Below are 23,646 nucleotides of genomic sequence, written 5' to 3'. Positions count from 1 at the left end.
GCCCTGCTGCGTCAGGCGTGGTCGTTGCGCAGCCGGCCGGCCAGGATGCGCGCGGCCGGCGAGTCGGTCTTCCAGTGTTCCATGTCTGCTGCGTTACCCAGCGCGGCCAGCCACTCCAGCAGGCCCACGAAGCGCTCGCGCTGCGACCAGTAGCCTTGCCCAAAGGTGTCGCGCAAGTACTGGCGACCGGATTCGGGGTTGTCGCCGGCCACCGCAGTCTCACGTACGGCAAACAACAGATGGCGCAGCGGGGCGCTAGCAAAGGGGTGTGGCGCACTTGCCACCGCGGCACCGCCCAGCGGAGCCAGGCCGCTAGCAGCAAAGCCACTGGGCGTATGCACGCGCGCGCCGTTGGCCTTGTCGCTCTTGAGCAGCGGCCTGATGTCGGTGACCCCAAAGCCGCGCGCCAGTTCCTCGTACATGCCTTGTCGATGCTCGCCACGGCTCTCGATGTCGAGTGAACGTAGGTAGTAGCGCTCCACCAGTGACAGGTCACGCCAAACGGCGTCTAGACCGCGCGGGATGAGCGCATCACAAGCAATGGTCAGCGCACGCTCGATCACCACCTGGAAGTCGCTCTTCTTGCCTTTGTCGCGCACAGCGAACACCTCGTGTTCCACGTCGCGGCCGTCCAAGTTGCCATACTGCGTCAACACCTTCAGCGCTGCAGCATAGGCGGCAAGTTGGTAGTCGGCGTCGTTGAAGTTGGGTTCGCTGCCCTCGTCCAGCGCCTGCATACTTACAATCTGGCGCTTCACCTCGTCTTCCACCAGAGGGTACACCTCGTCTAGGAATCCGGGTTCGTCGCCAATGCGCTTACGCAGCACCAAGCAAACGGTGCCTTGCACGTAATTGCCTTTCTTAATTCCTGCAGATTCAGTCTCCGTGCTGATGGTCCATGCAGCGGTAGCTTTCAGCCCTGCGGCCCATAAAATCATGCCTAGGTCCGCCCATACCGCTGGATTTTGATGTGTAAACATCACCATCTGCAGTCCGTTATCTGGCATATGGCGAGTTAGATTCTTGTAGATTCCCACCATACTACGGCGAAAATCATCACCATCGCCACGCACAGCCAATTCGGCTCGTGAATCTGGAATCCATTGCGGAAAAGCTCGGCCTAACTTTTTATCGTACCAAGCTAGAAAAAAATCACCAAGCTCATGATAGTTAACAGCGTCCGCATAGGGGGGATCAGTAATCCAGAGATCACATTTTTCTTGGATGTCCCGCGCGTCCGCAACTTCGACATTCCCTCTAATGCTTAGATTTACACCCCGGTTGAATGTCAATTTGGATGACGATAGCATCGACAGTGGCCGTGTTGAATAGTTAAACAACGGGTTCAGTGCTTGATTAAGAAATGTATTCTTCCCACCCGCAATTTGAGTGCCACTAGAAAGCCAACAACTCAACCGCGAATTCCAATCAGCAAACCTGCTGACAGTCAGCATGGCTGCAGCCGTCAATTCGCATGTCGAAGTGGACATGAGTTGCTTCATCAGCAGTCCATGTATCAACAATTGCCGAGGCGTAAAAAGGTGATGCCAGCGTGTCCATCCGCGCGTACGAATAGGCTCCTCAGTTTTGTCCCCACCTTCAGGAATCGCACGCGACGGGATGAAGCCTTCAGATTGCCAATGTGCAAAACGTTCGCGCAAAAGCTGCTGAACTTGTGCCTCTCTCGCCAGATCGTTCGCATCAGGTGCGGCGTAACGCCGGTTACCCTCGTCGTCTACCCATCTGATGCAATACAAGCGCTCCTGGAACACATCACCTGGACGCGGGACCACGTCATCATTCGTCCAACGACGCAATCCATCTGGGCCTCGAAGTGCCTCTACACTCCAACTGCGCGTGGAATTAAATGGATCAACTACGCGAGCCTTGACGACAGTTGCTCCCAGCTTCGCTTTATATAACTCAAGCTCGGCATCGCCCAACTCGGCTACTTCTGCAGTCAGACGATCAGATCTGGGTTCGCGATGCCACTTAACTACGATTTTGCTGTATTCATCCACCACCCAACTGGGCGCAAGCGGAATGTAGTAGTCACAGCCTTCTGGTTTGACTTCAACGCAGTACAGATAGGCATCTGCACGCTCACCGAGGCTGTTGTGCTCAATACCCCACGCACGCACCTGCGTATCAGCCTCCTGGAGGGCGGCAGACTGAACCGCCATGACTTGTTGTTGCACGTGCCGGCCCCCACCCAGCAAGTTTAGACTGGCCCAGGTTAGTAGGCCAGCCACCGGGTTCAGGTCAGAGGCATAGGCGTCGCAGCCAATGCGTGCCGCCTCAAACGGAATAGAGCCTCCGCCGCAAAAACTGTCGCCTACGCGAGGTTTGCAGCCGAAAGTACGCTGGCCAAGTTGTTCGACCAGTTCCTGCAAGTTGTTGGCATTGGTCCCCAGGTGTGCATTGATTTCTGCCCATGCCTCAGGTTCTGGACCAACGATGTTTTCGGGCCGTTCGCAATGGGCAAGGCGCTTGGCATATGGCAATGCGTCAAATGCAGTCCGCCCAAGCTTTTTCTGCAAGTTCGGCTTGCAGCGTGCCCAGGCACCATCGTCGTCCATGGTCAAGATCTGCAGGAAGACCTCGCGGTCCTTCTTTGCATCATCGCTGGCCGGCATCAGCATGCCTAGGATAGCAGCACGCACCAAGATTAGCGGTTTGCGGCCCCACCATTTACCCAGACCAGTTAGGGTCTGACCAGACACAGATTTGCGTTCCTTGAACGACTCGGCAGACAAACGCGCGATGGGGAACTGGGTCTCAATGAATGCGGGCATGGGCATGGACGATCAAAGGTTCAGCGCGAGCTGGGAATGTCCCAGCAATTCGCGGCGGGCTCGGGGCGACAGGCCCTCACCCTTGATGAAGGGGTTGTCGGCCAATGCGGCGCGCAAGGCCTTGCGCCAGCCGATGCTTTTTTGAAGCGCCTGGCCGGTCGTGGCCACAGTCATTGTGAATAGCCACCAGCGCTCTTCGGGCGCCAGCGCCTCCCAATTGCGCAGGGCATTGGGGATATCGGTCGGCGGGGCATCTTCCACGGCCCAGCACAGCACACATAGCTCCTTACCCAGCGAGGCATGCAGTGGCACTGGCTTGGCCGGGTTTTTGACGAACTTGGCCACTGGCAGACCGTTGGCACGCAGGCGGCGGTTGGCGTCTTCCCAGAATGCCGGTGCCAGGACCAGCCAGCGACTACGGTCGATCAACACGCGCAGCGCTGGACTGGCGGGGTTGAGCGGGCTGCTGTGGCGTTCGCCCAGGCCATCCAGGTCGGCGCCACGGTGCTCGGAGATGCACACCATGGCGTCTGGCCCAGTGCCCTTAGGCACATCGACTAGAAAACCGTGGCGGGCCTCGTCGGGCAAGAAGCCCAGGCCGACGACCTTGCGGCCATCAGCACTGTTGCGGGTAGAAGTCTTGCTGGTCATCGGTCAGGTCTGTTGTTGAACCTTGCTGGCTTCAAAGGGCTGGTTGGTAGCCTTGAGCCAGTCCAGCAGGGACTGGCCGGTGGCAAAGCCGAGCGAACCAACGGCCATGCGCAAGGCGCCAGCACCGACGATTTCCTGCAATTTATCTGCTGCGGCTTTCATTGATGCCGCGGTGTAACCAGCGTCAAGCGCACCAGAGTATTCGATGTGCTGCAAACCGTCATTGCTTTCAGCGGTGAGCTGCAAGTCGTAAGCAATGACCGTGGTGGCTTCATCCAGGCGCTGGATGAAATCCCACACGGCACCAGCATCATCAAGCTTAGTACGCTGAATCCATCGCGCCGGCTTGGCGGCATCGAGCTTCGGGCCAGTGCGATCGCCCTCGGTAATGCTGATGCGCAGGACTTCGGAACTGATGCCCAGCGCGCTGGCCGATGCCACCGCGCAGACCACGCGGCTACCAGCAGGCACACGGAAGGTGCCGTCATAAGTGGCAGCGCCGACGTGCGTGGGCGATGACCCATCCGTGGTGTAGCGGATCTCAACGCCGGGGGCCTTGGGCAGTACGCGCAGTTCCACCTCGAAGTGATCGCCGCGATTGTGGCGTTGATACTTCAGGCGCAGGCGAGCCGTCCACTCTTTGACCGGGCTGAGTCGCGCCATGTCCGCTGGGTCATGGGCCAGGAAGCGGTAGCGCAAGGCCGTCGCCTCGAACCGTGCCGGCGTGGGCACCGGGGTGGATGCCGGGGTGGGGTCGGCATCACCGGTCTCGAACACGATGGCCGGTGCGTGCAGAGGCTCGATCTTGAGGTAGGTGCGACCGTCACCATCGTCGTCCACCGACAACTCGCGAATCTCCACGGACGGCGTCGGCGGCGGGAAGGGGCCACGGCGCACATGGTTGCCTTCTTCACGCCACAGGCCGCGGCGCAGGCATTCGGCCTTCATGTCATCCAGCGCTGAGGTCTTGTGCAAGGGCCAGTTGGTGTTGACCGCCGCATTGCGCTTGAAGTCAGACCAAAGTACGGCCTTGGTGTCCGCGCTGCCGAACAATCTGGCTTCGGCCCGCAAGCGAAATGCGTCGTCATCGATCTTGTGGGTGAACTTCTGCGCACCTTCCAGCGTCTGGCGAATGATGGCTTCGCCGCTACGATTGCCGGCAAAGGCGAGATCCACACCTGTTGCACGCAATGCGCTGCTGATGCTGGGGTAAACGATCTGGTCGAAGGCCTCTTTGAGTGCAGCGCTGAACTGCAGCGCGATACGGTCCCTCAGGCCATCGAGCGCACGCCACTGCGGGTCATCGGCTGGCGTCTGCTCCGAGCGCAAGTCGTCTTCGATGCTCTGCAGCGCACGGGTCTGCCGAGCCGCATCGATCACCTTCTGGAAAGTGTCACGCGAACCGGTGAGGAAGAGCACGCGGTTCTTGTACTGCTGCTGTCCCCACCACGCCTGCCAGTCCGAAGAGATAGGCAACTGATTGGCTTGCCCGCCCGGGCGAACGACCACGAGCGTGGTCTTCTCCTGCTCTACCTGCACTTCGTCCAGCGGCGGCAGCACCTTCACGACTTGATAGCAGTCGCGCAGGTTCGCGGTGAAGTGCTGGTCGAGGTGTTCACGCAGCATGCGATCGACCGTCTCGGCATGCAGTGACTGCGCCGTGGCACGCAGCTTGGCCGCCAGGTTCTGCTGGTTCTTGAAGTAGAGGCGACCATCGGCCGAGCTATGCAGGTACCAGGCCCGGGTGGCCAGCTTGTCCAGCACATTGGCCTTGAAGGTGGACAAGTCGCGACCCGGGCGCTGCAGGCAGTCCACCAGTTGGTATTCGCGCAGGCCATGGATGGCACCGGGTGTGGTGGAAAGTGATGCGATCAGCACCAGGCGAGCCGCTTCGGACGCGTCGGTGTTGCCGTTCGCAGCGTCGATCTGCTCCACCTCGGCATCTCCGGCGTGGGCGATGTCGTGCGCTATGGCTTCGCTGAGCGACGGGTTGATGGTGCGGATCTCGGAGGCAAGTTCATCAACGTTGAGATCGATGTCGTAGGGATGGATCAGGTCCGACTTCTTGGACTTGTCCGATTTCCACAGATCCGCCACCACCATCTGCATCAACCGGATGACGCCACGGGTCTGCTGGAAGCCCTCGTTTTCCTTGAACTTGCCGACGAGTTCGCGCAGGTCGGGGTGAAAGGGGTAGGCATCCAAGACACGCGAGTAGATGGTCTCTGGCGCAGTGGTGGTGAGGTTCATGCGCGAGGCCTCGCGCAAGGCGTCGCGGTAAGCCCCTGCCACACGCTCCACTTCAATTTGCGGTGCCACGGAGGCAAACAGGCGCTTGCGCAGGATGTGGTAAAGCTCGTCGCCGTTCGGGTTGACCGGCGTGATGGGCACGGCGATGCGCCTAGCCTCACTACCTATACCCTGAAGCGAACGGCTGAAGGCCGCTTGCAGATTGGCCTGACCGATGCTGAAGTTGGTGCCCGCCAAGTCCGAAAGCACGAGGCAAACGTTGTCCATCTCGGCCACGGCCACGAACAGATTGGCTAGCGCGGTGGTGGTGACGACACCCAGATCCGCATTGCCGACGGGTACCGCCACGGCATATTCAAGGTAGGGCGGTAGTTCGTCTAGGAACAGCACGAGCGGATCACCGCCGAGGAGCTGCTTCCAAGCTTCTGGTCCGGGCGCGCTGAGTAGCGGGGACACATAGCGGGCGAACTGGTCCGCCTTGCCTAACTGATCGGCGATGGAGCCCCAGATGCCGCCAGGGGCGTCGGTGCTGCGGCCATTGAAGCCGACGACGCGGCAACGACCGAGCTTGGGTGCGGGATCCTTGTCCCCCAGCACATGGCGGCGAAGTTCCGGATCCTTGGCCAGCAGGCCCAAGCCGATCATGCTGTGTGTCTTGCCGCCTCCCATTGCTTGGGAGAGCAAGAAGACCGACGACCCTGCGTTGCTGCCGGACAGATGTCGCAAAGCGCGGTCCACGAGCGTCAACATGCCCGTGGTGAAGTAGTTTTCGTCGAAGAAGTCCCTCCCGTGAACCTTCCCCTTGAGGAACGTGTCGAGGCTCAGAACCGTAGCTCTACGGTCGGCTGCAAACACTGACGGCCGAGGGTTGCAGTTGGCATGAAGGCTCATAAGAAGTGTGGATGGTTGCTCGCTCAGGTGACGTCACTCGCGACGTACCTGGGCCAATCAAGAGGGATGACCGCTGTCGCTCGGTCTCAAGGTAGATTGCGCGTCATGCGCGTGGTTGCGCAGCGCTCGGAGCGTGCGCTATGTGCTCAGGCGCTCGCTGAGAGACTGAAGTTGCGCTTTCCGGCACGAGGATGATGTCCTGAAATAGTAAAAAACCATGATACGACATGCGTTGGCGCATTTAGTTGCTTGAGCCAATCTGAAGTCGAGGTGGGCGCGGTAGTAGTACTCACTGGTTGATAACGGCTGGTTGCTGCCGTTTTGTCGCGCGGTGCTGAACCACTATCAGTGGTTCGACGGGTACTGACAGGCTACGCCTACCTACCTGACTCAATCAAGGCAACCGGCCTCCACGCGGTAATGCCAACTTGTTGACCGAGGCAGGATGATGCCGGTCGGCCTGCAAGAATTGCGGGCATGATGCACACCCCGAGGAAGTCACCTAGCGCCACAGACAAGCCGATCGCGTACGCGGTATTCCTTTCCCCTCTGAGGTGATCAGCGACGCGATTTGGCTGTACTTTCGCTTCCCGTTGAGCTGCGCATGGTCGAGGAGCTGCTGGCCGCGCGGGGCATCGAAGTGACCTACGAGACAGTTCGACGTCGGGCGTTGAAGTTCGGAACCGCTATTGGCCGGCGCATTCGCTCGAATGCGCCAGAGTGCAGCGCTGGCTGATCCGCCTGCTCCACCGACCCGCCGGCTGCCAGGTCTGCGGCCGGTCGCTGGCGCGCTGTGCCTACGACGGCCGACATCCGGAACTCTGACCTCGAAGAGCGCCAGGGCGGATCAGACCTCGCCGCGTGCAGACAGACCTTGTCTTGACACCCATGTCCTGAGCGCAGGGGCATTCTGGATTACGCTCGACGACCAAACTAAAAAATCCGCCCGCTGCCTGAACCCCCAGGCACCGCACGGCGCGGTCATGTCATGTTCGAGATCCCTCCTGCGGACCAGGGCTGCGCGCCGCCGGTCCAACCTGCTTCACCGGCGTCACCTGAACCCGCCTCGCCTGCCCCCACGGCCTCACCCGCACCGCTGTCAGGCCTGACCGTCCTGTGCGTCGACGTCGAGACCCTGCCGGCCGAGGACAACCGGATCTTCAAACTCGGCGCCCTGCGCAGCGACCACCCGAGCGACCACCCACAGAGGCTGCTCACCGACCTCCACCCCACCTCGATCCCTCAGACCGCCCAGGTCATCGATCAGCTCAACCAGCTCGCCCACGGCGTCGACGTCATCGCCGGTCACCACCTGCGCCGACATGACCTGCCCGCGCTAACGGCCCAGCTCGCCGGGCTGAACTGGCTGGACCGGCCGATCCTCGACACGCTGGAGCTGTCGACCCTGGTCTTCCCCCAGCAGTCCTCGCACCGCCTCTTCAAGGACTACAAGGTCGTCTCGGACACCCGCAACGACCCCTTGAGCGACGCGCGGGTGAGCCTGGACCTGCTTGCCGAGGAGATCGAGGCCTTGCGCCAGTTGAACCTCCAGCATCCGCGCTGGACCGGCGTGCTGCACTTCCTGCTGCAGGACGACCCCGGCATTCACCTGCTGATGACACGCCTGCGCTCGCGCCCGGCCCCGTCGCTCGACTTCGTGTCCACGGTGCTGCCCCGCCTGCTGGGGGACGTGTGCTGTACCACCCGCCTGATGCCCGTGGTGCAGGCGCTGCTCACCGCACCACTCGACCAGCGCTGGGCACTGGCGCAGACCCTGAGCTGGCTGCGGGTGGCCGCCGGCACCTCGGTCCTGCCCCACTGGGTGCGCGCCACCTGGCCCCAGGCCGGCGCCCTCATCCACGAGCTGCGGGCCCTCGACTGTGGTGACCACGGTCACTGTGGCCACTGCGCCCGGCACCACCACCCCGAAGCGTTGCTGCAACAGCATTTCGGGCTGCCCGGCTTCCGGGCCGTGCCCGCCAGCCCCCGGGGCGGATCGCTGCAGCGCGAGATCGTCGTCGCCGGCCTCGACAAGACCAGCCTGCTGGCCATCCTGCCCACCGGGGGCGGCAAGTCGATCTGCTACCAGGTGCCGGCACTGGCGCACTACGCGCGCACCGGCCAGCTCACCGTCATCGTCTCGCCGCTGCAGTCGCTGATGAAGGACCAGGTCGACAACCTCGTCAGGCAGGGTGTCCAGTGCACGGTCACCCTCAACGGCATGCTCACGCCGCCCGAGCGGCGCGCGGCCCTCGACAAGATTCGCCTGGGCGAAGCCGGCATCGTGCTGGTCTCCCCCGAACAGTTCCGCAACCGCGCCTTCGCCGAGGCCCTGCGCCTGCGACAGATCGCCACCTGGGTGTTCGACGAGGCGCACTGCCTGTCGCGCTGGGGTCAGGACTTCCGCACCGACTACCTCTACGTCGCGCGCTTCATCCGCGAGCACTTCCCCGGCGTGGCCGCCACAGTCGCCTGCTTCACCGCCACGGCCCGACAGGAGGTCATCAGCGACCTCACCCAGCACTTCCGGGAAGAACTCGGCATCGAGCTGCGCTGCTTTCTCGGCGGGCACGAACGCACCAACCTGAACTACCGCGTGATCACCGCCAGCCGGGCCGAGAAGGGCCAACACCTGGTCGAGCTGCTCACCCGGGGCCTGCGCGACGGGGGTGCCGCCGTGGTGTTCTGCGCCACCCGCAAGGCCACCCAGCTTCACGCTGAACTTCTCCGGCAGGCGGGCCTGCGCTGCGCCGCCTTCCACGGCGGCTTGCCCGTGAACGTCAAGAAGGACATCCAGCAGCAGTTCCTGGCCGGAGAGTTCCAGGTCATCACCGCCACCAACGCCTTCGGCATGGGCGTGGACAAGCCCGACATCCGGCTGGTCGTGCATGCCGACATCCCCGGATCGCTGGAAAACTACCTGCAGGAAGCCGGGCGTGCCGGCCGCGACGGCCAGCCGGCGAGCTGCGTGCTGCTGTTCGACGAACTCGACGTCGAGGCCCAGTTCCGCATGGCCGCCGGCGCTCGGCTGGACGGGCGAGATTTTCAGGGGCTGCTCAAGGCGATCCGCAGCCGGGCGGAGCGCTTCCACCGCCGCGAGGTGGTCGTCTCGGCCAAGGAGCTGCTGATCGAATCCGAGGGCGTCGACATCGAGGTCGATGCGCCCGACGCCAGCACCAAGGTCACCACGGCGGTGGCCTGGCTGGAGCGCCGGGACTTCGTGCGCCGCCACGACAACCGCAGCCAGGTGTTCCCGACCAGCCTGCGGGCGGCCTCGCTGGACGAGGCGCTGCGGGCGATCCGGCAAGCCGGTCTCAAGACCGTGCAGCGCGAACGCTACGAGGCGGTCACCCGCAGCCTGTTCCACGAGGTCTCTCCCCAGGGGATCAGCACCGACGAGCTGATGCTCGCCGCCGGCGTGTCGCCCGAGGAGTGCTTCCGGATCCTGCACGGGCTTGAACAACTCGGCGTGGTGGCCAACGACCTGGGCCTGACCGCGGCGGTGAGCAAGGGCGTGCGGGGCGCGTCCGACAGCACCTTCCTGCACCTGCAGCACCTGGAGGTCCAACTGCTCGGCCTGATGCAGGAGCTGGCCCCCGAGACCGGTCCCGACGACACGCTGACGCTGAACATGCGGCCGATGTGTACCGAGCTGCGCCGTCGCCTGAACCTGGCCGAGGGCGATGTGACCGTGAACCCCGACCGGCTGCTGCGCTGCCTGCGCTCGATGGCCGAGCGCTTCGGCCATGAGCCTGCGCAGCGCAGCATGCTGCAGGTCAAGCGCCTCGGGGGCGACAGCCTGGAGGTTCGGCTCAACCGGTCCTGGGTGCAGATCCGCACCCTGTGCATGCGCCGCCGCGCGGTGGCCCAGGTGGTGCTCGACACCCTGCTGGCCCGGGTGCCAGCCCACACCAAGGGTGCTCACCTGGTGGTCGAGTGCCAGGTCAAGGAACTGGTCGAGCGGATCGAAGCGGACCTGGTCCTGTTCAGCGAACTGCGGGACGTGGCCATGGCCCTGGAGCAGGCCTTGCTGTACCTGCACGAGACCGGCATCCTCCAGCTCGACAAGGGCCGGTCGGTGTTTCGTGCGGCCATGACGATCGAACTCCTCGGCGAGGCGGACAAACGGCGCTGGCGCAAGGAGGACCTGGAGAGCCTGCAGGCGCACTACCTGGAGCGCAACCTGCAGATCCATGTCATGCACGAGTACGCCCGACTCGGGGTGCAGGACATCGACGCCGCCCAGGACTTCGTGGCCGCCTACTTCTCCTGGCCACGCGGCAAGTTCCTGCGCAAGTACTTTGGCGGTCGCACGGAGCTGCTCAGGCAGGCCACCACGGATGATTCGTACCGCCGCATCATCCAGGCCCTCCAGCATCCCGGACAGGAAGCGCTGGTGACCAAGCCCGGTCCCGGCAACCGGCTCGTGCTGGCCGGACCGGGCTCAGGCAAGACCCGGGTGATCGTGCACCGCATTGCCGCCCTGCTGCGCGTGCACCGGGTGGCCGGCTCCCGCATCCTCGCGCTGGCTTTCAACCGCAGCGCGGCGATCGAGTTGCGGCGGCGTCTGCACGCCCTGGTCGGCGAGGACGCACGGTCGGTCACGGTGCTGACCTACCACGCGATGGCGCTGCGACTGACCGGCACCAGCCTGGCCGGCACGGGTGGGGTCACCGGCGCCAACAGCGGGCAGCTCGGTGAGCGGTACGGCGAGCGGCCTGCACAGGAAGTGGATTTCAGGAAACTGCTCAAGGACGCGGTGGACCTGCTGGAAGGCCGCAGCGAAGCCTTTGCCGACGCGGGCGAGGCGCGGGACCGGCTGCTGCAAGGCCACGAGTACATCTTCGTCGACGAGTACCAGGACATCAACGCGCAGCAGTACGCCCTGGTCAGTGCGCTGGCGGGACGGCGCTTGCCCGAAGCCGAAGGCCGGCTCAGCATCATGGCGGTCGGGGACGACGACCAGAACATCTACGGCTTCACGGGCGCGAACGTCGAGTTCATCCAGCACTTCCAGCAGGACTACGCGCCGGTCGAGGTGTCGTACCTGGTCGAGAACTTCCGCTCGACACCCCACATCCTCCAGGTCGCCCACCAGGTCATCAGCGGCGCCCAGCAGCGCATGAAGGCCGAGCACCCGATCCGCCCGGACGCGCGGCGCCGCGACAGCCGGCCCGGTGGTCGCTGGACCCGCCTGGATCCGGACAGCCAAGGCCGGGTGCGCCTGATCGTGGCCCCGACCGACGTGAACCAGCAGGCCCAGATGGTGTTCGAGGAGATCTCCCGGCTGCGGCGGCTGGACCCCCAGCTCGCGCTTGGCGACATCGCGGTGCTGGCCCGCACCCACCAGTGCCTGGTGCCGCTGCGGGTGCTGTGCGAGTTGGCCGACTGGCGCTACACGCTGGTCCTGCCGCGCGACGCACGCAGCACCCTGCTGACGGTGATGCACTCGCGCGAAGGCCAGCAGGTGCGCCGTGCGGTGATGAACAGCGGCCGGGCGCTGCGCTCGACGGCGGCGCTGGCGCGCTGGGTGAAAGCGCTCGGCCGGCAGCAGCCGACCAATCCGTACTGGCAGGACCTGCGCAGCATCACCGAAGACCTGGCGCTGTCCAGTCCGGGCGGCAAGTTGCCACCGCGCGAGATCATCGAGCTGCTCCACGAACACGCCGACGAGGTCGGCAGGGACGGCAGCCCCGAAGCATTGAGGCTGACGACGGTGCACGGGGCCAAGGGACTGGAGTTCCGCCATGTCCTCGTGATGGACGGCGGCGACTGGGGCGCCGGGCACGGCGATGACCGGCGGTTGCTCTATGTGGCGATCACCCGCGCGTGCGAGACCCTGGCGCTGTTTCGAGGGGAGCAAGGGGGCAACCGGTTGCTGCAGGGGCTGGACGGATTGGACGGGGTTCATGTTCAGGCGAGTCAGCCGGTGCCGGCGTGGCGACCGGAACTGCAGCGGCAGTACCTGTCACTGGGGCCGGCCGACGTCGATCTGGGCTTTGCGGGACGGGCCGGGCCTGCCGACGCGCTGCACCAGCGACTGGCCAAACTGGGCTGGGGCAGCCGGGTGCAGGTCGTCGATCGACAGATCCTGAACCAGCAGGGTGAACTGGTGGGCCGGCTCGCCCAGAGGACGCCCCCACCCGGGCGTCCGGGTCAGGTGCTGGAGGCCAAGGTCACTGGAATGATGGTGCGCCGACGCGAGCAGACCCACGTCGAGTACCTGGACAAGGTGCGTGTTGACCGTTGGGAGGTGCCGCTGGTCGAGGTGGTGTTGCCGGCAGAGATGCCGCAGGCCGCAGGGGTGTGACAGATCCACGGGCTGAACAAGATCAGCGCCCACCCGTCAACGGCAGCCTCGACGACGGACTCACACCGGCACGCTCCGCAGGTCAGCCGGGCAAGGCTCGTGTTCTGCAAAATTGCAGAAAATCCGCGATTTTGCAAAATCTCTGCAATATTGCAGAACTCCAAGCTCTACTTGATCAGACAAGCACAATCCATACCTTGCAAAATTGCAAAAAATTTGCAATTTTGCAGAGATTGCCGCGGTCCTGCACAGTCTCAAGCGCCGCAGGTCGGCTGAGCGAGGCTGATGTTCTGCAATTTTGCAAAAAATCTGCAAAATTGCAGAACTCCGGGCTCCACTTGGTCAGACAAGCACGATCCATACCTTGCAAAATTGCAGAAAATTTGCAATTTTGCAGAGATTGCCGCGGACTTGCACAGTCTCAAGCTCCGCAGGTCGGTTGAGCGAGGCTCATGTTCTGCAATTTTGCAAAAAATCTGCAAAATTGCAGAACTCACCAAGTCACCCGAGCAATGACTCTCGGGACCGATCCTTGAAGAAGTCAGGAATGTGCGGGCCTGATCAACTCGATCGCCGCAGGTGTCACGAAGGACACCCATGGTCGCCGCCATACGGCCGAGAATCATTTCATTCAGCCAGAATGACCCGCAGATTCACTTCGGACGCAAGACCTTATCCTCCCCGTCCTCCCCGTCCTCCCCGTCCTCTGCGTCCTCTGCGTCCTCTTCGGGTAGCAGAACCCCGCCAGCCGCTTCAAATGCCTTGCAGGCAAGCCGATAGGACTCGAAGGCAGCCGGCAGGGCTTTCGCATCCGCGCTCAGCGATGCCAGCACAGCAGGGTCTGAAGGCAAGCCCAGGCGCATCAGTAATTTTCGCTTGAAATCCAAGAATATCGGACGCCCCCGCTCGGGAACGCGCTGATACTGTGTCTCAATATCTGCCGGTGCTGGCAAGCGGACAATGATTGATCGAGCATGATCGCACTCGATCAAACGCAAGCGCGCCGCATCCATGGCTTTCTCAAGCTCGATCAGGTCAGGTTCGAACTCGACAGGCCCCCCCACGATCTGCAGCGCTTCGCGCGTACGCTCCACGGCTTCTGTCAGACCTTCAAGGCAACCCGCCACGTCATATGGTAATTCATTGCCTGCGGATTTGATGCCGGCGGCCAAGCGTTGGGCTTCCAGAAGCGCCAATTCCTCTTGCACAAGCTGCTGCTCGATGATGAGCCGGCGCTCTTCGAGCGACAGGCGCTTCAATTGACTGGTAGGAACGTGTGATTTTGGAATCCGCGCCAAGCCACGCCGTTCAAAACTTCGGTGGTCAAACCGATGTCGATGGAGAAATTTTTCAAGGTACTTGTTCAGGATTCTGCAGACCTTGGTCCGCACCGCTTCCACGTATGCTGACTTTTCGCTCCGGTTCATCGTCGCACGCACTTTTCGGCAGCCGCCTGAAGAAGGCGGTTTCCCCTTCGGGGCGGCTCGTCCAAAATATTGCTGAGGATCGCGCTGAACACGATCATCTGCACGTTCAGACCACATCAAGTGCATGCCCAAGTGGGCCTGACCTGTCAGGTCGCTCTGCTTGAAATGAAGCGCCCAGGTGTAGCCATGCTGCGTTCCGCAGATGCTTGAAGCAACCTCCTGTGCAACCAGGATGCACTGCGCAAATGAGAGTTCGTTCGGGAGATTTATTTCGACTTCACTATAGGGTGTGCCATTTTTCCGCTCAAACAAATCAGCACAATCCCAGAAAATTGTGAAGTCATGCCGTGCCCACACGGGCATGTTGCCGAATGCTGTGGCCACCAGCTTTTCCACGCGCAATCGGGACGCATAGCGGTCCAAGCGGGCGATATAGCGTGCATGTGCACCTGCATGACCGGTTTCCCCTGCTTTGTAGTGACAGTGAAACTCACCAGCCATGCTGCCACTCCTGGTTGTCTTGACAATAGCCTGGGGCGCGGTGATCGGCTGCATGCACACCTGTTTCTCCGGGCACCGGAGAAACAGACAAGTGGGCATTCACGTGCGCACACACCCGAGACCTCCTCCGATTGGTGTCCACCCTTTCTGCTGTCGGCCCCCCTCGTTGCCTGATACCTGCGCGCAAGACACCCGGTACCGCGACCAACGCGCACAGACAAGTCGATGCCACATCATGCGCACGCGAAAACGAACTTCTCAAGCAAAGTGTGATGAATTCCATGACTGAAAACCTGAAGTTTTAAAGCTCACTGAACGCCTGGTCATCAGTATACTTTGCCCATGACTGAAAAAACTGTTAAACCTAAGCCCTGCCTTGTCCAGTTCGAAGCACGTCACCTCCCCTTTGTTCGTGCACTGAAGAACCTGACCCCCAACCAATCCAGAATGATTGCACTGGCCTACGGACCGCGGCGCAGATCCGAAGACCTGGAATACTGGCAGTTGATAAGGATCGAAAATTTGTTGCATCGGGCAGGCAAGATTAATATCGGCATTCATACTCGGCAAGCAGGCCATCAAAAAGAGATGGCTAAAAATGAAGCGAAAGAGGCTGAGAAAATTCGGACGCACGATCTGGTCCAGTGGGGCCTTGCCATCAAAGCCTTGGAAATGGCTCCTTGGGTCACGCCTGACATTTTTTTGGGCTATATTAAAAAGCTGCATCAAAAGTCACCAGAGCCATGGCTATGGCTAACAAACAAGCCTGAGCTTGCCGAACAATTTGGGGAATTAGGTCGATCGATCAAGTCACCCAAAAAATCTCGGTGATCCTGTTTCTGAGAGAAGTGGCCGGAGCAAAAATGGTTCGATGGTTCTGGATGAATTCGCAAAATCATTTTTGCTTTGGCGCACGGAAGTCGTGACTTGGGTTTCACGCAAACCTGACAACGACGGTCATGCACTCCTGTTGCGGCCGCTCAGGATGGTGTCAATCCACGAGGATCACGCCAAATTTGGGCGACAATTGCCCTACATTCAGACCGCTTTTATCAATTCTGACGGACATACCCGTTGCTGATCAGGTCCGATCTACCCTGCGCTTCACCCATCTAGCCCCCGGCTTTCGGACGCGTCTCAGTCACTCCATCCGCTATTTGGCAGGACCGAACGTCGTGAAGTTGCGAATCGATCCAGAACATTGTTTTTAGAAAAAATCTTGGCTGACCTTCATAGCAGTTGGACTGAACCAAACCATCGCTGACCTTGGCCGGAGTCATTCTCTAATTCGAAAATCAGTGTGAAATACACTAACGCGCCATGAATAGAAGCTGAGTGTCTTCTGAATTCACGATTTAGAGAAGCAATCTCGAACGTTAGTATATTTATATACCCGGCACCCTGTAAGCACGCCCAACATGACGGCGCACCCATTCGGTCGCACCTCGATTTCGCACACCGACGACAGCGCCCCGGCCTTGATGCACCGCTGCGCGTCAGTCAACGTGCCCATGCATCAGGATCTGCCCTGCCCGCGTTCTCGCGCAGTTGCAACCCAGAACGCCATCCGCCTTGGTTCCGCCGGTCCGCGTGCGCCATCAGAGCCACACCCGAGGTCTTCTTCGCTTGGCTGTCCGCTCAGGTGCATCGGCAACGCGGTGGTGGCGTCATCAAGGTCGTCCGCCACGTAGGCTAAGCGCTCGTTCTATGCACATCAGACCTCTGGCCATCGTGACTCGATGTCGAATCCTGAACCAGTTGTCAGAAAATCATTTATATTTCCTGACATGACGGCTTCCCTCACCACCGCCGCGCAGATCCGCCAGCACATCGAACGCCTGCCGCTCGGTGAGCCGTTCACACCCGCCGTGCTTCTGGCGTGTGGCACCCGAGCGACCGTCGATCAGACGCTCTCTCGACTGGTGAAGTCTGGTTTCATCGCGAGGGTCGCCCGCGGTGTCTTCGTGCGCCCGGAGATGAACCGCTTCGTCGGCCGGGTAATGCCCGACCCGATGGCGGTTGCAGAGACCCTCGCCAAGACCACCGGAGCCACCCTGCAGATGCACGGTGCCGAGGCCGCACGCCGGCTTCAACTGACCACCCAGGTGCCGACACAACCGGTGTTCTCTACCTCGGGGCCGTCACGGCGCATCCGTGTCGGCTCCATGGAAATTCGCTTGCAGCATGTCAGCCAACGCAAGCTCGCGTTGGCGGGCCGCCCCGCCGGGATGGCACTGGCCGCGATGTGGTACCTCGGCCAGAAGGTGGTGACCCCCGCATTGATCGAGAAGATCCGGTGTCAGTTGCCCTCGGTCGAGTTCGAGGCGCTGACCGCCGCGACCGGCGCCATGCCAGCCTGGATGAGCGACGCCGTCTTCCGCCACCAGCGGCAGCAATCCCATGGCTGAAACTTTCCTTCAGCTCACGCCCCAGGAGCGTTCGGAGATCTACCGGGCGCTTGCACCCCAGCTCGGCCGGGCGCCCGTGGTGCTGGAAAAGGATGTCTGGGTGTGCTGGGTGCTGCAGGCACTGTTCACCCACGCAGGACGGCTGCCGATGGCGTTCAAGGGCGGCACCTCGCTGTCCAAGGTCTACCGCGCCATTGACCGCTTTTCCGAAGACGTGGACATCACCCTCGATTACCGGGGTCTGGACAACACGGTCGATCCATTCGCCGCAGGACTGTCGAAGACGAAACTGAAGCAGTTCAGCGAGGGCCTCAAGTCCTTCGTGCGTGACCACGTTCACCATGTTCTGGTCCCTTTTCTGGAGACGCAGCTTCTGGCCGACTGCGGCTCGGGCGGTGCCCGCATCGAGGCGAGCGACGACGGTGAATGCGTCCGCGTGCATTACCCGAGTGCCTTGGGCAACGCCGTGGGGGGCTACATCAGCGACAACGTGCTGATCGAGTTCGGGGGTCGCAACATCACCGAGCCCAACGAGTCGCACTTCATCCAGCCAGACATTGCCGCACAACTTCCCGAACTCGCCTTTCCCGGCGCACGGGTGAGCGTGCTGTCCCCTGCGCGCACGTTCTGGGAAAAGGCCACGCTGATGCACGTCGCTTGTCAGCGCGGCGAATTCGGCACCCAGGCCGAGCGGCTGTCCCGCCACTGGTATGACCTGGCACGGCTGGCGGCGCTGCCACACGGGAACACTGCACTGGCAGATCGCCACTTGCTGGCCGATGTCGTCCGGCACAAGAAGGTGTTCTACAGCACCGGATACGCCCGGTACGACGACTGCCTGGTGGGTCAGTTGCGTCTGATTCCCGACGGTGCGGCCTTGGTGGCGCTGCAAGCTGACTTTCAGCACATGGTGGACGCAGGAATGTTCATCGGGGAGCCTCCATCGTTCGGTGCGATCGTCGATCGACTGCGGGAACTGGAAGTGCAGATCAACAACGCATCCGTGGCTCCGCTTTAGTCGGACATCCTCAGCCCGGGGCTGCCCCTCTGTCTCGCTCGGATTGCGCAGATAGAACTCACACATGGCCTCCGTATGGATCCGCTGCCAGCGTAGCCTGCGCCCTGAATGCCAGGCTGTCGATGCCGCAGCGCATGTCCGTGGCACCGGCAGCCAGCCACACCCGGGTGCCCGCACGCGGGCCGATCATGTGCTCTGGCGCAGCGCGCGCAGGACGCTGCACAGGCTGGCCTCGTCGACCGGGCCGCGCAGGCGCAACTGCGCACCTGCGATGTCGAGTTCAATGACACCGCCGCGCACGGTACGGTGGGCCGGCATGGCTGGCTAGGCCGATGCCGGTGGCGACTCCACTGCGGCGAGTCCCCGTCATCGCCACCCGGGGCAACATGCACCGGCAGCAACACGGTCGACGCTGGCGCAGCGCTGCTCGCCATGCTGGCACGCAGGTGATCCCGACGCCACTTGAACCGCAAGTTCGCATTGACCCCGCCGGCCAAGGCAATGGCCGATACCGAGGCTCCAGGCTCTGCCTGACCAGTTCCGCCTTGAACGACCGCTCGGGTACTGTCAACTTGCTACGGCGAGGTCGAGAGGCGGCCGCCGACGCCACGTCGACCAACATCACACGCCTGTGACGCCGAACGTCTGGGCGCCACTGGCCCGACCCAAGGCATGGCTGCGAGCCGCCCGCTTGGCGGCCGCATCTCGGTTGTAACGACTCTGGATGAACAGGTTGGCCACTTGGTTATGGGTGGACGCAAAGCGCTGCAGGTGCCGTGCAGATTTGAACTCCCGCATCACCTTCTCTCTGACCCGGGTCGGCTGGTGCGAATTCTCCGCCCGGTTGTTCAGCCCCTTGTGCTGCCGGTGGTCCAGGTCGAGCCCCAGATCCCGGTTCGCGGCCGCGTAGCTCCGGAGCTTGTCGGTGACGAGCACGCGCGGTACGCGACCGTGCTTCTTCAGGAGCTTGCGCATCAGCCGCCGGGCGGCGTGTCGGTCACGCCGGCTCTGCACCAGCACGTCCAGCGTGGCGCCATGCTGGTCGACCGCGCGCCACAGCCAGTGCTTGTGGCCGTTGATCGTCACCACGACCTCGTCGAGATGCCACTTGTCGCCACACGCTGGCGCGTTCGAGCGAATGCGCTGGGCGATGGCGCCCCCGAACTTCAATGCCCAGCGTCGAACCGTCTCGTAGGTCGCTTCGATGCCCCGTGCCGCCAGCATCTCCTCGACCATGCGCAGGCTCAGCGGACAGCGGAAGTACAGCCAGACCGCGTAGCTGATCACCTCCGGCGGAAATCGGTATCCCGCATACGAGATCGGCTTGTCTGCAGGGCACTTCTAGAAACCGGCCCTGACCTTCACCTGAGCCGCACGCTGCAGCAAGATGCCGCCCCATGATCACTTTCCGCATCAAGCCATCGAGGTTCTTCCCCGACGAGGCCGCGGACGACCTGATCGACTTCGCGGCGATGGCCGCGGCGGTGGACAAGGCTTGCCCTCGCACAGACTGCAGCAAGAGCGGACGTACCCCGTACCCGACCGAGGTGCTGATGCGCATGGTGTTCCTGCAGGGGCTGTACAACCTGTCGGACGAGCAGTGCGAGCACCAGGTGCTCGACCGGCTGAGCTTCCAGCGGTTTTGCCGGCTGGAGGGTGCGCTGAACATCCCGGACGCACGCACGCTGTGGAACTTCCGGCAGCGGCTGGCCGAAGGCGGGCTGGGCGGCCGGGCGATCTTCGAGAGCTTGAGCCAGCAGTTGCAGCGGCACGGCTTCATCCCGAGGGGCGGGCAGATCGTGGACGCCAGCATCGTGCAGGCGCCGATCACGCAGGCCAACGCACGGGAGCGCGAGGCGCTGAACAAGGGGGAAGCGCCCGAGGGCTGGAGCAAGAAGCGCCTGGCGCACACCGACCGTGATGCACGCTGGACGATCAAGCACGGCAAGTCGTACTACGGCTACAAGCTGCAAGGCAACGTGGACGCGCGCTACAAGCTGATCCGACAGATGAAGATCACGGCGGCCAACGCGGACGATGGACAGCAACTGCCCGACATGCTGCAGGTGGCGAATACGCGCAAGCGGCTGCTGGCTGACCGGGGCTACGACAGCGCCGCCAACCGCCAGACGCTGCAGCAGCACGGATTGGCCGACGGCATCGCGCGCCGCGCCAAGCCTGGGCAGACGGCCAAGGTTCGACTCAAGCAGCGCAACAAGACGATCAACCGCACGCGGGCACGGGTCGAGCATGTGTTCGCGGCGCTGAGTCAGCAAGGCGGCAAGTGCGTGCGGGCGATGACGCTGGCGCGCAATGCGCTGGCGATCACGCTGCAGTGCGCGGCCTACAACGCGCGCAGACTGGTGTGGCTGGTCAAGAGCGCAGGTGCGTCTGCGCGGCCCGTGTGAGAGGCAAAGCCCCGTCGCGGGGCACCGCGACGGCGGGGGCAGCGGCTGGCAGCCGGCATCAACTGCTTGCCCGCGCTGGATTTGTGCAGGCGTAGGCCGGGTTCAGGGCTGCAGGGGCGGTTTCTGGAAGCGCCCTGCAGCGTCGGGCGACTTCCTCGGGGTGGATTTCATGCCTGCAATTCTTGCAGACCGACCAGCGCTGCCCTGACACGGCCAACAAGTTGACCTTGTCGGCGCAAGGTCAGTAGCGAAGAACTGGATCACGCGCACGTACTCGGACAGCTTGAAGTCCCCGCCGAACAGGTCGGCTTCCGTTCGTCGAGTTGGTGATTCGTGTGCGCACACAATTCATTTTTCCGGGTAAAACCTGGACATTGAATCCAAATTTCGTATGCCGAGCATTTCAGCGTTGGCAGTGGAGAGGGGGTGGAACGGTTCCACCCTCTTGAAATTAAGACGTCGCACTGCTTCTCAGTACTGCAACGATGGCATTCTTGAGTGATTGCAGCACCTCGGCGGAGACAGGCATAGCTCCGGCTTCAATCGAAACATCGACACGCCCATCTTGCTGCACGACTACTGAGGCGACGTCCCGACCGCCGAATGTGATCAAATCGCGTACGGGGGAGTGGAACGGTTCCACCCCCCTCTCTTGACGTGCTGATTGGACGGCTGATAAACGAGAGAAGACCTCCCGGGCCGATAGTTTTTCAGTTTGACTGGACAGCGCCTTGGCTTCTGCACGTATCCGATCAGGATCAGAAGCAATTGCGTCTGACAGAGGTTTAGCCCATCGAAACTGCAACGTCAGTGGTGACGGAAAGGCTTGGACTACAAACTCCGGCAGATTAGCCAGAGCCAAGGCTTTACCTAATGCACTGAGATCAACGCCAATCGCTTCTGACAGTTTGCGGTTCGAAGGGAACAAACCCATGTCTAAGGCACGCCGGTACATCGTGCCTTGCTCCCACGCCGAAAGATCTTTTCGCGCCCGGTTTTCCCGTTCCATCTCCACGAACAGCGCCTGATCGTCTAAGTTGTCAATCAAGCTAAGCACAGGCAAGCCGAGTTCCTGACAAGCTTTAAGACGTCGATGGCCGAAAACAACTTCATAACGTTCGGAAACTTCATTCTTAGCCCCACGGATAGGCCGCACCTTGATTGGCTGAACATTCCCGCCCGCATCCTGAATTTCCGTCTTGAGCTTGAGATAGTCGCTTCCCTCGAAACTGGCAGGATGCCGATTCGCATAGCGGCTTGGATGTACCAAATTAGGGTCGAGCAAACGTGCTGCCTTGGCACCATCCCACTGCTGCAAATCACTCAGAGCATCATCCAGTCGGCTGCGTAACACCTCCGAGTCTTGCGCGCGAACGCGCAAAGTCTCGTTTTCCTTGAGAAGTTCGGAACGGGTATCGTTGGCAAAAGCCATCAATGCCCCAGGAGCAGTTTTAGGTTTTGGGACAAAGCTTGAAGGAGAAATGGTATTGCCATCCTCTGCGGCAGGAACCGTTCTGGGCAGATTGCTGAAATCTAGTCGGGCTGCTTTGTCCAGTAACTTGTTGCTTTTCATCTCACACCTCCATCTGTTCAATCTGAGCTGCCCACACCGCCACGATCTGCTGTTCGATCAGTTCACACATACGATCGAATGCATCACGAGCTCGACCAAATGTCTTCGAATTTACGGCTCCACGAGGGAGGTCATAGACAGTACCGAATTCGGCCGAAGCTGTGGCCGCAACCGACGTCTTTGGAATCTCGATCGGCAACACCTTGTCTGTATAGGCCTCAAGCACCCATTGCCGAACAACCGAACTGGCCGCATCTGACGATTCGACTCGTGACAGCAGAACATCGATGAACTCGAAAGTCTTGTCTTGCCCTCGACTGCGAATCAGTTGATTGCATAGATCACTGAATAGATCCCAGAACTGTGCAGAAGAAGCGAAGTCCAGCGCTGACGGCGGTAGAGGCATGATGACCCCGTCAGCAGCCATTAGTGCGTTGATCGTCACATACGACAACGCCGGAGGGGTGTCGATCAAGATGACGTCATAGTCTGTTCGAGCTTGATCGAGCCCACGGTCGAGACAGCGCCAGAACTCGAATCCAGGATCTCTGGTCTGCCGAGCTGGCAAAGCAAACTCGGCACCGAAGAGTAGCGGAGCTGCACAAACAAGATCCACACCTGGCCAGTAGCTCGGCCGGATCGCATAGCTCAAATCCTCTTGTTCGCCAGAAAACAGCAGCATCGCAGTGTGCTCTGGTTCTACCTCCGCGCCCGGGAGAACCCCAAACAAAGTCGTAGCTGAACCTTGTGGATCAAGATCCACCACAAGCACACGGTGACCGCGCATTGCAAGACCCTGGGCCAATGTGACAGCGGAAGTGGTTTTAGCCACGCCCCCCTTGAAGTTGGCTACGGTAATGGTCGTTCCTGCAGCTTGTGATGGGCGCATGTGCTCTTGCCGAAAGTCCCGGACCACTGTTCGAGCATCCGACATAGCCCATTCGCGTCGGTTCCCGACCATAGTGCCTTGTGGCAGATCCCCACGCGTAAGCCGATACGCGATCTTGCTTTTATCAACTCCACAAAGTTCCGCGAGCTGTGCAGCGCTCACCACAGGCGCGTGCTTGACAGATGCCGGTGGCAGCATTGCCGCACGGATCTGTTCCATCATGGCTGCGATACGTGCTGCTTGGGCTTCGATGTCAGCTAGCGACTGTCTGCGGATCGGAGCTCGGTGGATGAGTAGGCTCTCTCCAGACGGAACATGTTTGATGTTCATGATGTCAGCGTTCTTGTTGCAGAGTCTGCGATTGTCCGCGGAGTTTTCAAAAATTCAAGGACCAGCACATGCTGGCTGTCCTTTTGTGTCTAGCCCAAGCGACACGGAGTCTTGGGCTGTTGTTTTGACTTGAAAAAGTCTCTATCGGGGGGTTTAAAAGAATCAAATTTCTTAAAGAGATTAAGCTGACTTGGA

General features: G+C 61.5%; 14 protein-coding genes and 1 pseudogene. 6 read left to right on the top strand and 9 right to left on the bottom strand.

Translation table 11 applies throughout. The features are described from left to right. Nucleotides 1–11: 11 nt before the first annotated feature. From BDD16_RS22285 to BDD16_RS22275, 3 genes are read right to left on the bottom strand one after another with little or no spacing between them, the layout of a single operon-like run. Complete coding sequence (locus tag BDD16_RS22285; protein WP_179636330.1) at nucleotides 12–2,795, bottom strand: anti-phage-associated DUF1156 domain-containing protein; 2,784 nt, start codon at nucleotides 2,793–2,795, stop codon at nucleotides 12–14. A gap of 12 nt (nucleotides 2,796–2,807) precedes the next feature. Beyond that, entirely contained in the window at nucleotides 2,808–3,446 is a 639-nt protein-coding gene (locus tag BDD16_RS22280; protein ID WP_179636329.1) for a DUF3780 domain-containing protein, read from the bottom strand. A gap of 3 nt (nucleotides 3,447–3,449) precedes the next feature. Beyond that, the gene (locus BDD16_RS22275) at nucleotides 3,450–6,551 is read right to left on the bottom strand and encodes a DUF499 domain-containing protein (RefSeq protein WP_179636328.1); all 3,102 of its coding nucleotides are present in this window, start codon (nucleotides 6,549–6,551) and stop codon (nucleotides 3,450–3,452) included. A 572-nt stretch (nucleotides 6,552–7,123) separates the two neighbouring features. Between BDD16_RS22275 and BDD16_RS22270 the strand changes: the two are divergent. Next, nucleotides 7,124–7,305, top strand: a pseudogene (locus BDD16_RS22270) (IS6 family transposase); the annotation flags it as partial. A gap of 270 nt (nucleotides 7,306–7,575) precedes the next feature. Then, a complete protein-coding gene (locus BDD16_RS22265; protein ID WP_179636327.1) occupies nucleotides 7,576–12,897 on the top strand; it encodes a RecQ family ATP-dependent DNA helicase in 5,322 nt (1,773 codons plus the stop codon). A gap of 653 nt (nucleotides 12,898–13,550) precedes the next feature. Here BDD16_RS22265 and BDD16_RS22260 read toward each other — a convergent pair. Further along, nucleotides 13,551–14,825 carry a MobA/MobL family protein gene (locus tag BDD16_RS22260; protein ID WP_179636326.1) on the bottom strand — a complete coding sequence of 425 codons (1,275 nt, stop codon included), beginning with the start codon at nucleotides 14,823–14,825 and terminating at the stop codon, nucleotides 13,551–13,553. 342 nt (nucleotides 14,826–15,167) lie between these two features. On the opposite strand from BDD16_RS22260, the gene BDD16_RS22255 reads away from it, so the two are divergent. The 3 genes from BDD16_RS22255 (at nucleotide 15,168) to BDD16_RS22245 (ending at nucleotide 18,251) form a co-directional block, all read left to right on the top strand. Then, a complete protein-coding gene (locus tag BDD16_RS22255; RefSeq protein WP_179636325.1) occupies nucleotides 15,168–15,656 on the top strand; it encodes a hypothetical protein in 489 nt (162 codons plus the stop codon). Between the two features lie 956 nt (nucleotides 15,657–16,612). Further along, nucleotides 16,613–17,233 (top strand): DUF6088 family protein, encoded by a 621-nt coding sequence (locus tag BDD16_RS22250; protein ID WP_179636324.1) that lies wholly within the window; start codon nucleotides 16,613–16,615, stop codon nucleotides 17,231–17,233. Further along, on the top strand, nucleotides 17,226–18,251 hold the full coding sequence (locus BDD16_RS22245) for a nucleotidyl transferase AbiEii/AbiGii toxin family protein (protein WP_179636323.1): 1,026 nt from the start codon (nucleotides 17,226–17,228) through the stop codon (nucleotides 18,249–18,251). Before BDD16_RS22250 ends, BDD16_RS22245 begins: the two co-directional genes overlap by 8 nt. 58 nt (nucleotides 18,252–18,309) lie before the next feature. Here BDD16_RS22245 and tnpB read toward each other — a convergent pair whose 3' ends face one another. The 3 genes from tnpB to BDD16_RS22235 all read right to left on the bottom strand — a co-directional run bounded on the left by tnpB (nucleotide 18,310) and on the right by BDD16_RS22235 (nucleotide 19,571). Then, complete coding sequence (gene tnpB, locus BDD16_RS23440; protein WP_179636322.1) at nucleotides 18,310–18,441, bottom strand: IS66 family insertion sequence element accessory protein TnpB; 132 nt, start codon at nucleotides 18,439–18,441, stop codon at nucleotides 18,310–18,312. Beyond that, nucleotides 18,438–18,569, bottom strand: coding sequence for a hypothetical protein (locus BDD16_RS23235; RefSeq protein ID WP_259375454.1), 132 nt, complete (start codon nucleotides 18,567–18,569; stop codon nucleotides 18,438–18,440). The genes tnpB and BDD16_RS23235 overlap by 4 nt, the downstream gene beginning before the upstream one ends. 303 nt (nucleotides 18,570–18,872) lie before the next feature. After that, nucleotides 18,873–19,571, bottom strand: coding sequence for an IS6 family transposase (locus BDD16_RS22235; protein WP_179636408.1), 699 nt, complete (start codon nucleotides 19,569–19,571; stop codon nucleotides 18,873–18,875). Between the two features lie 77 nt (nucleotides 19,572–19,648). Between BDD16_RS22235 and BDD16_RS22230 the strand changes: the two genes are divergently transcribed. Continuing rightward, complete coding sequence (locus BDD16_RS22230; RefSeq protein ID WP_179636321.1) at nucleotides 19,649–20,659, top strand: IS5 family transposase; 1,011 nt, start codon at nucleotides 19,649–19,651, stop codon at nucleotides 20,657–20,659. Between the two features lie 451 nt (nucleotides 20,660–21,110). Here the strand turns inward: BDD16_RS22230 and BDD16_RS22225 are convergent, their stop codons facing one another. Beyond that, nucleotides 21,111–22,232: a ParB/RepB/Spo0J family partition protein gene (locus BDD16_RS22225; RefSeq protein ID WP_179636320.1), complete on the bottom strand. Its 1,122-nt coding sequence runs from the start codon at nucleotides 22,230–22,232 to the stop codon at nucleotides 21,111–21,113. Between the two features lies 1 nt (nucleotide 22,233). Further along, the gene (locus tag BDD16_RS22220; protein ID WP_218898220.1) at nucleotides 22,234–23,451 is read right to left on the bottom strand and encodes an AAA family ATPase; all 1,218 of its coding nucleotides are present in this window, start codon (nucleotides 23,449–23,451) and stop codon (nucleotides 22,234–22,236) included. Nucleotides 23,452–23,646: the final 195 nt, after the last annotated feature.

Origin of the sequence: Sphaerotilus montanus, from assembly GCF_013410775.1 — a bacterium.
GTDB lineage: Bacteria > Pseudomonadota > Gammaproteobacteria > Burkholderiales > Burkholderiaceae_C > Sphaerotilus > Sphaerotilus montanus.
This window is presented reverse-complemented; position numbering and strand designations above follow the sequence as displayed.

What these genes read in the sequence shown, in the direction of transcription:
- BDD16_RS22250 (WP_179636324.1), top strand. Translation starts at nt 16,613, where the DNA reads ATGACGGCTTCCCTCACCACCGCCGCGCAGATCCGCCAGCACATCGAA.
- BDD16_RS22280 (WP_179636329.1), bottom strand. Translation starts at nt 3,446, where the DNA reads ATGACCAGCAAGACTTCTACCCGCAACAGTGCTGATGGCCGCAAGGTC.
- tnpB (WP_179636322.1), bottom strand. Translation starts at nt 18,441, where the DNA reads ATGATCGGCCCGCGTGCGGGCACCCGGGTGTGGCTGGCTGCCGGTGCC.
- BDD16_RS23235 (WP_259375454.1), bottom strand. Translation starts at nt 18,569, where the DNA reads ATGCCGGCCCACCGTACCGTGCGCGGCGGTGTCATTGAACTCGACATC.
- BDD16_RS22265 (WP_179636327.1), top strand. Translation starts at nt 7,576, where the DNA reads ATGTTCGAGATCCCTCCTGCGGACCAGGGCTGCGCGCCGCCGGTCCAA.
- BDD16_RS22225 (WP_179636320.1), bottom strand. Translation starts at nt 22,232, where the DNA reads ATGAAAAGCAACAAGTTACTGGACAAAGCAGCCCGACTAGATTTCAGC.
- BDD16_RS22245 (WP_179636323.1), top strand. Translation starts at nt 17,226, where the DNA reads ATGGCTGAAACTTTCCTTCAGCTCACGCCCCAGGAGCGTTCGGAGATC.
- BDD16_RS22220 (WP_218898220.1), bottom strand. Translation starts at nt 23,451, where the DNA reads ATGAACATCAAACATGTTCCGTCTGGAGAGAGCCTACTCATCCACCGA.
- BDD16_RS22260 (WP_179636326.1), bottom strand. Translation starts at nt 14,825, where the DNA reads ATGGCTGGTGAGTTTCACTGTCACTACAAAGCAGGGGAAACCGGTCAT.
- BDD16_RS22285 (WP_179636330.1), bottom strand. Translation starts at nt 2,795, where the DNA reads ATGCCCGCATTCATTGAGACCCAGTTCCCCATCGCGCGTTTGTCTGCC.
- BDD16_RS22230 (WP_179636321.1), top strand. Translation starts at nt 19,649, where the DNA reads ATGATCACTTTCCGCATCAAGCCATCGAGGTTCTTCCCCGACGAGGCC.
- BDD16_RS22255 (WP_179636325.1), top strand. Translation starts at nt 15,168, where the DNA reads ATGACTGAAAAAACTGTTAAACCTAAGCCCTGCCTTGTCCAGTTCGAA.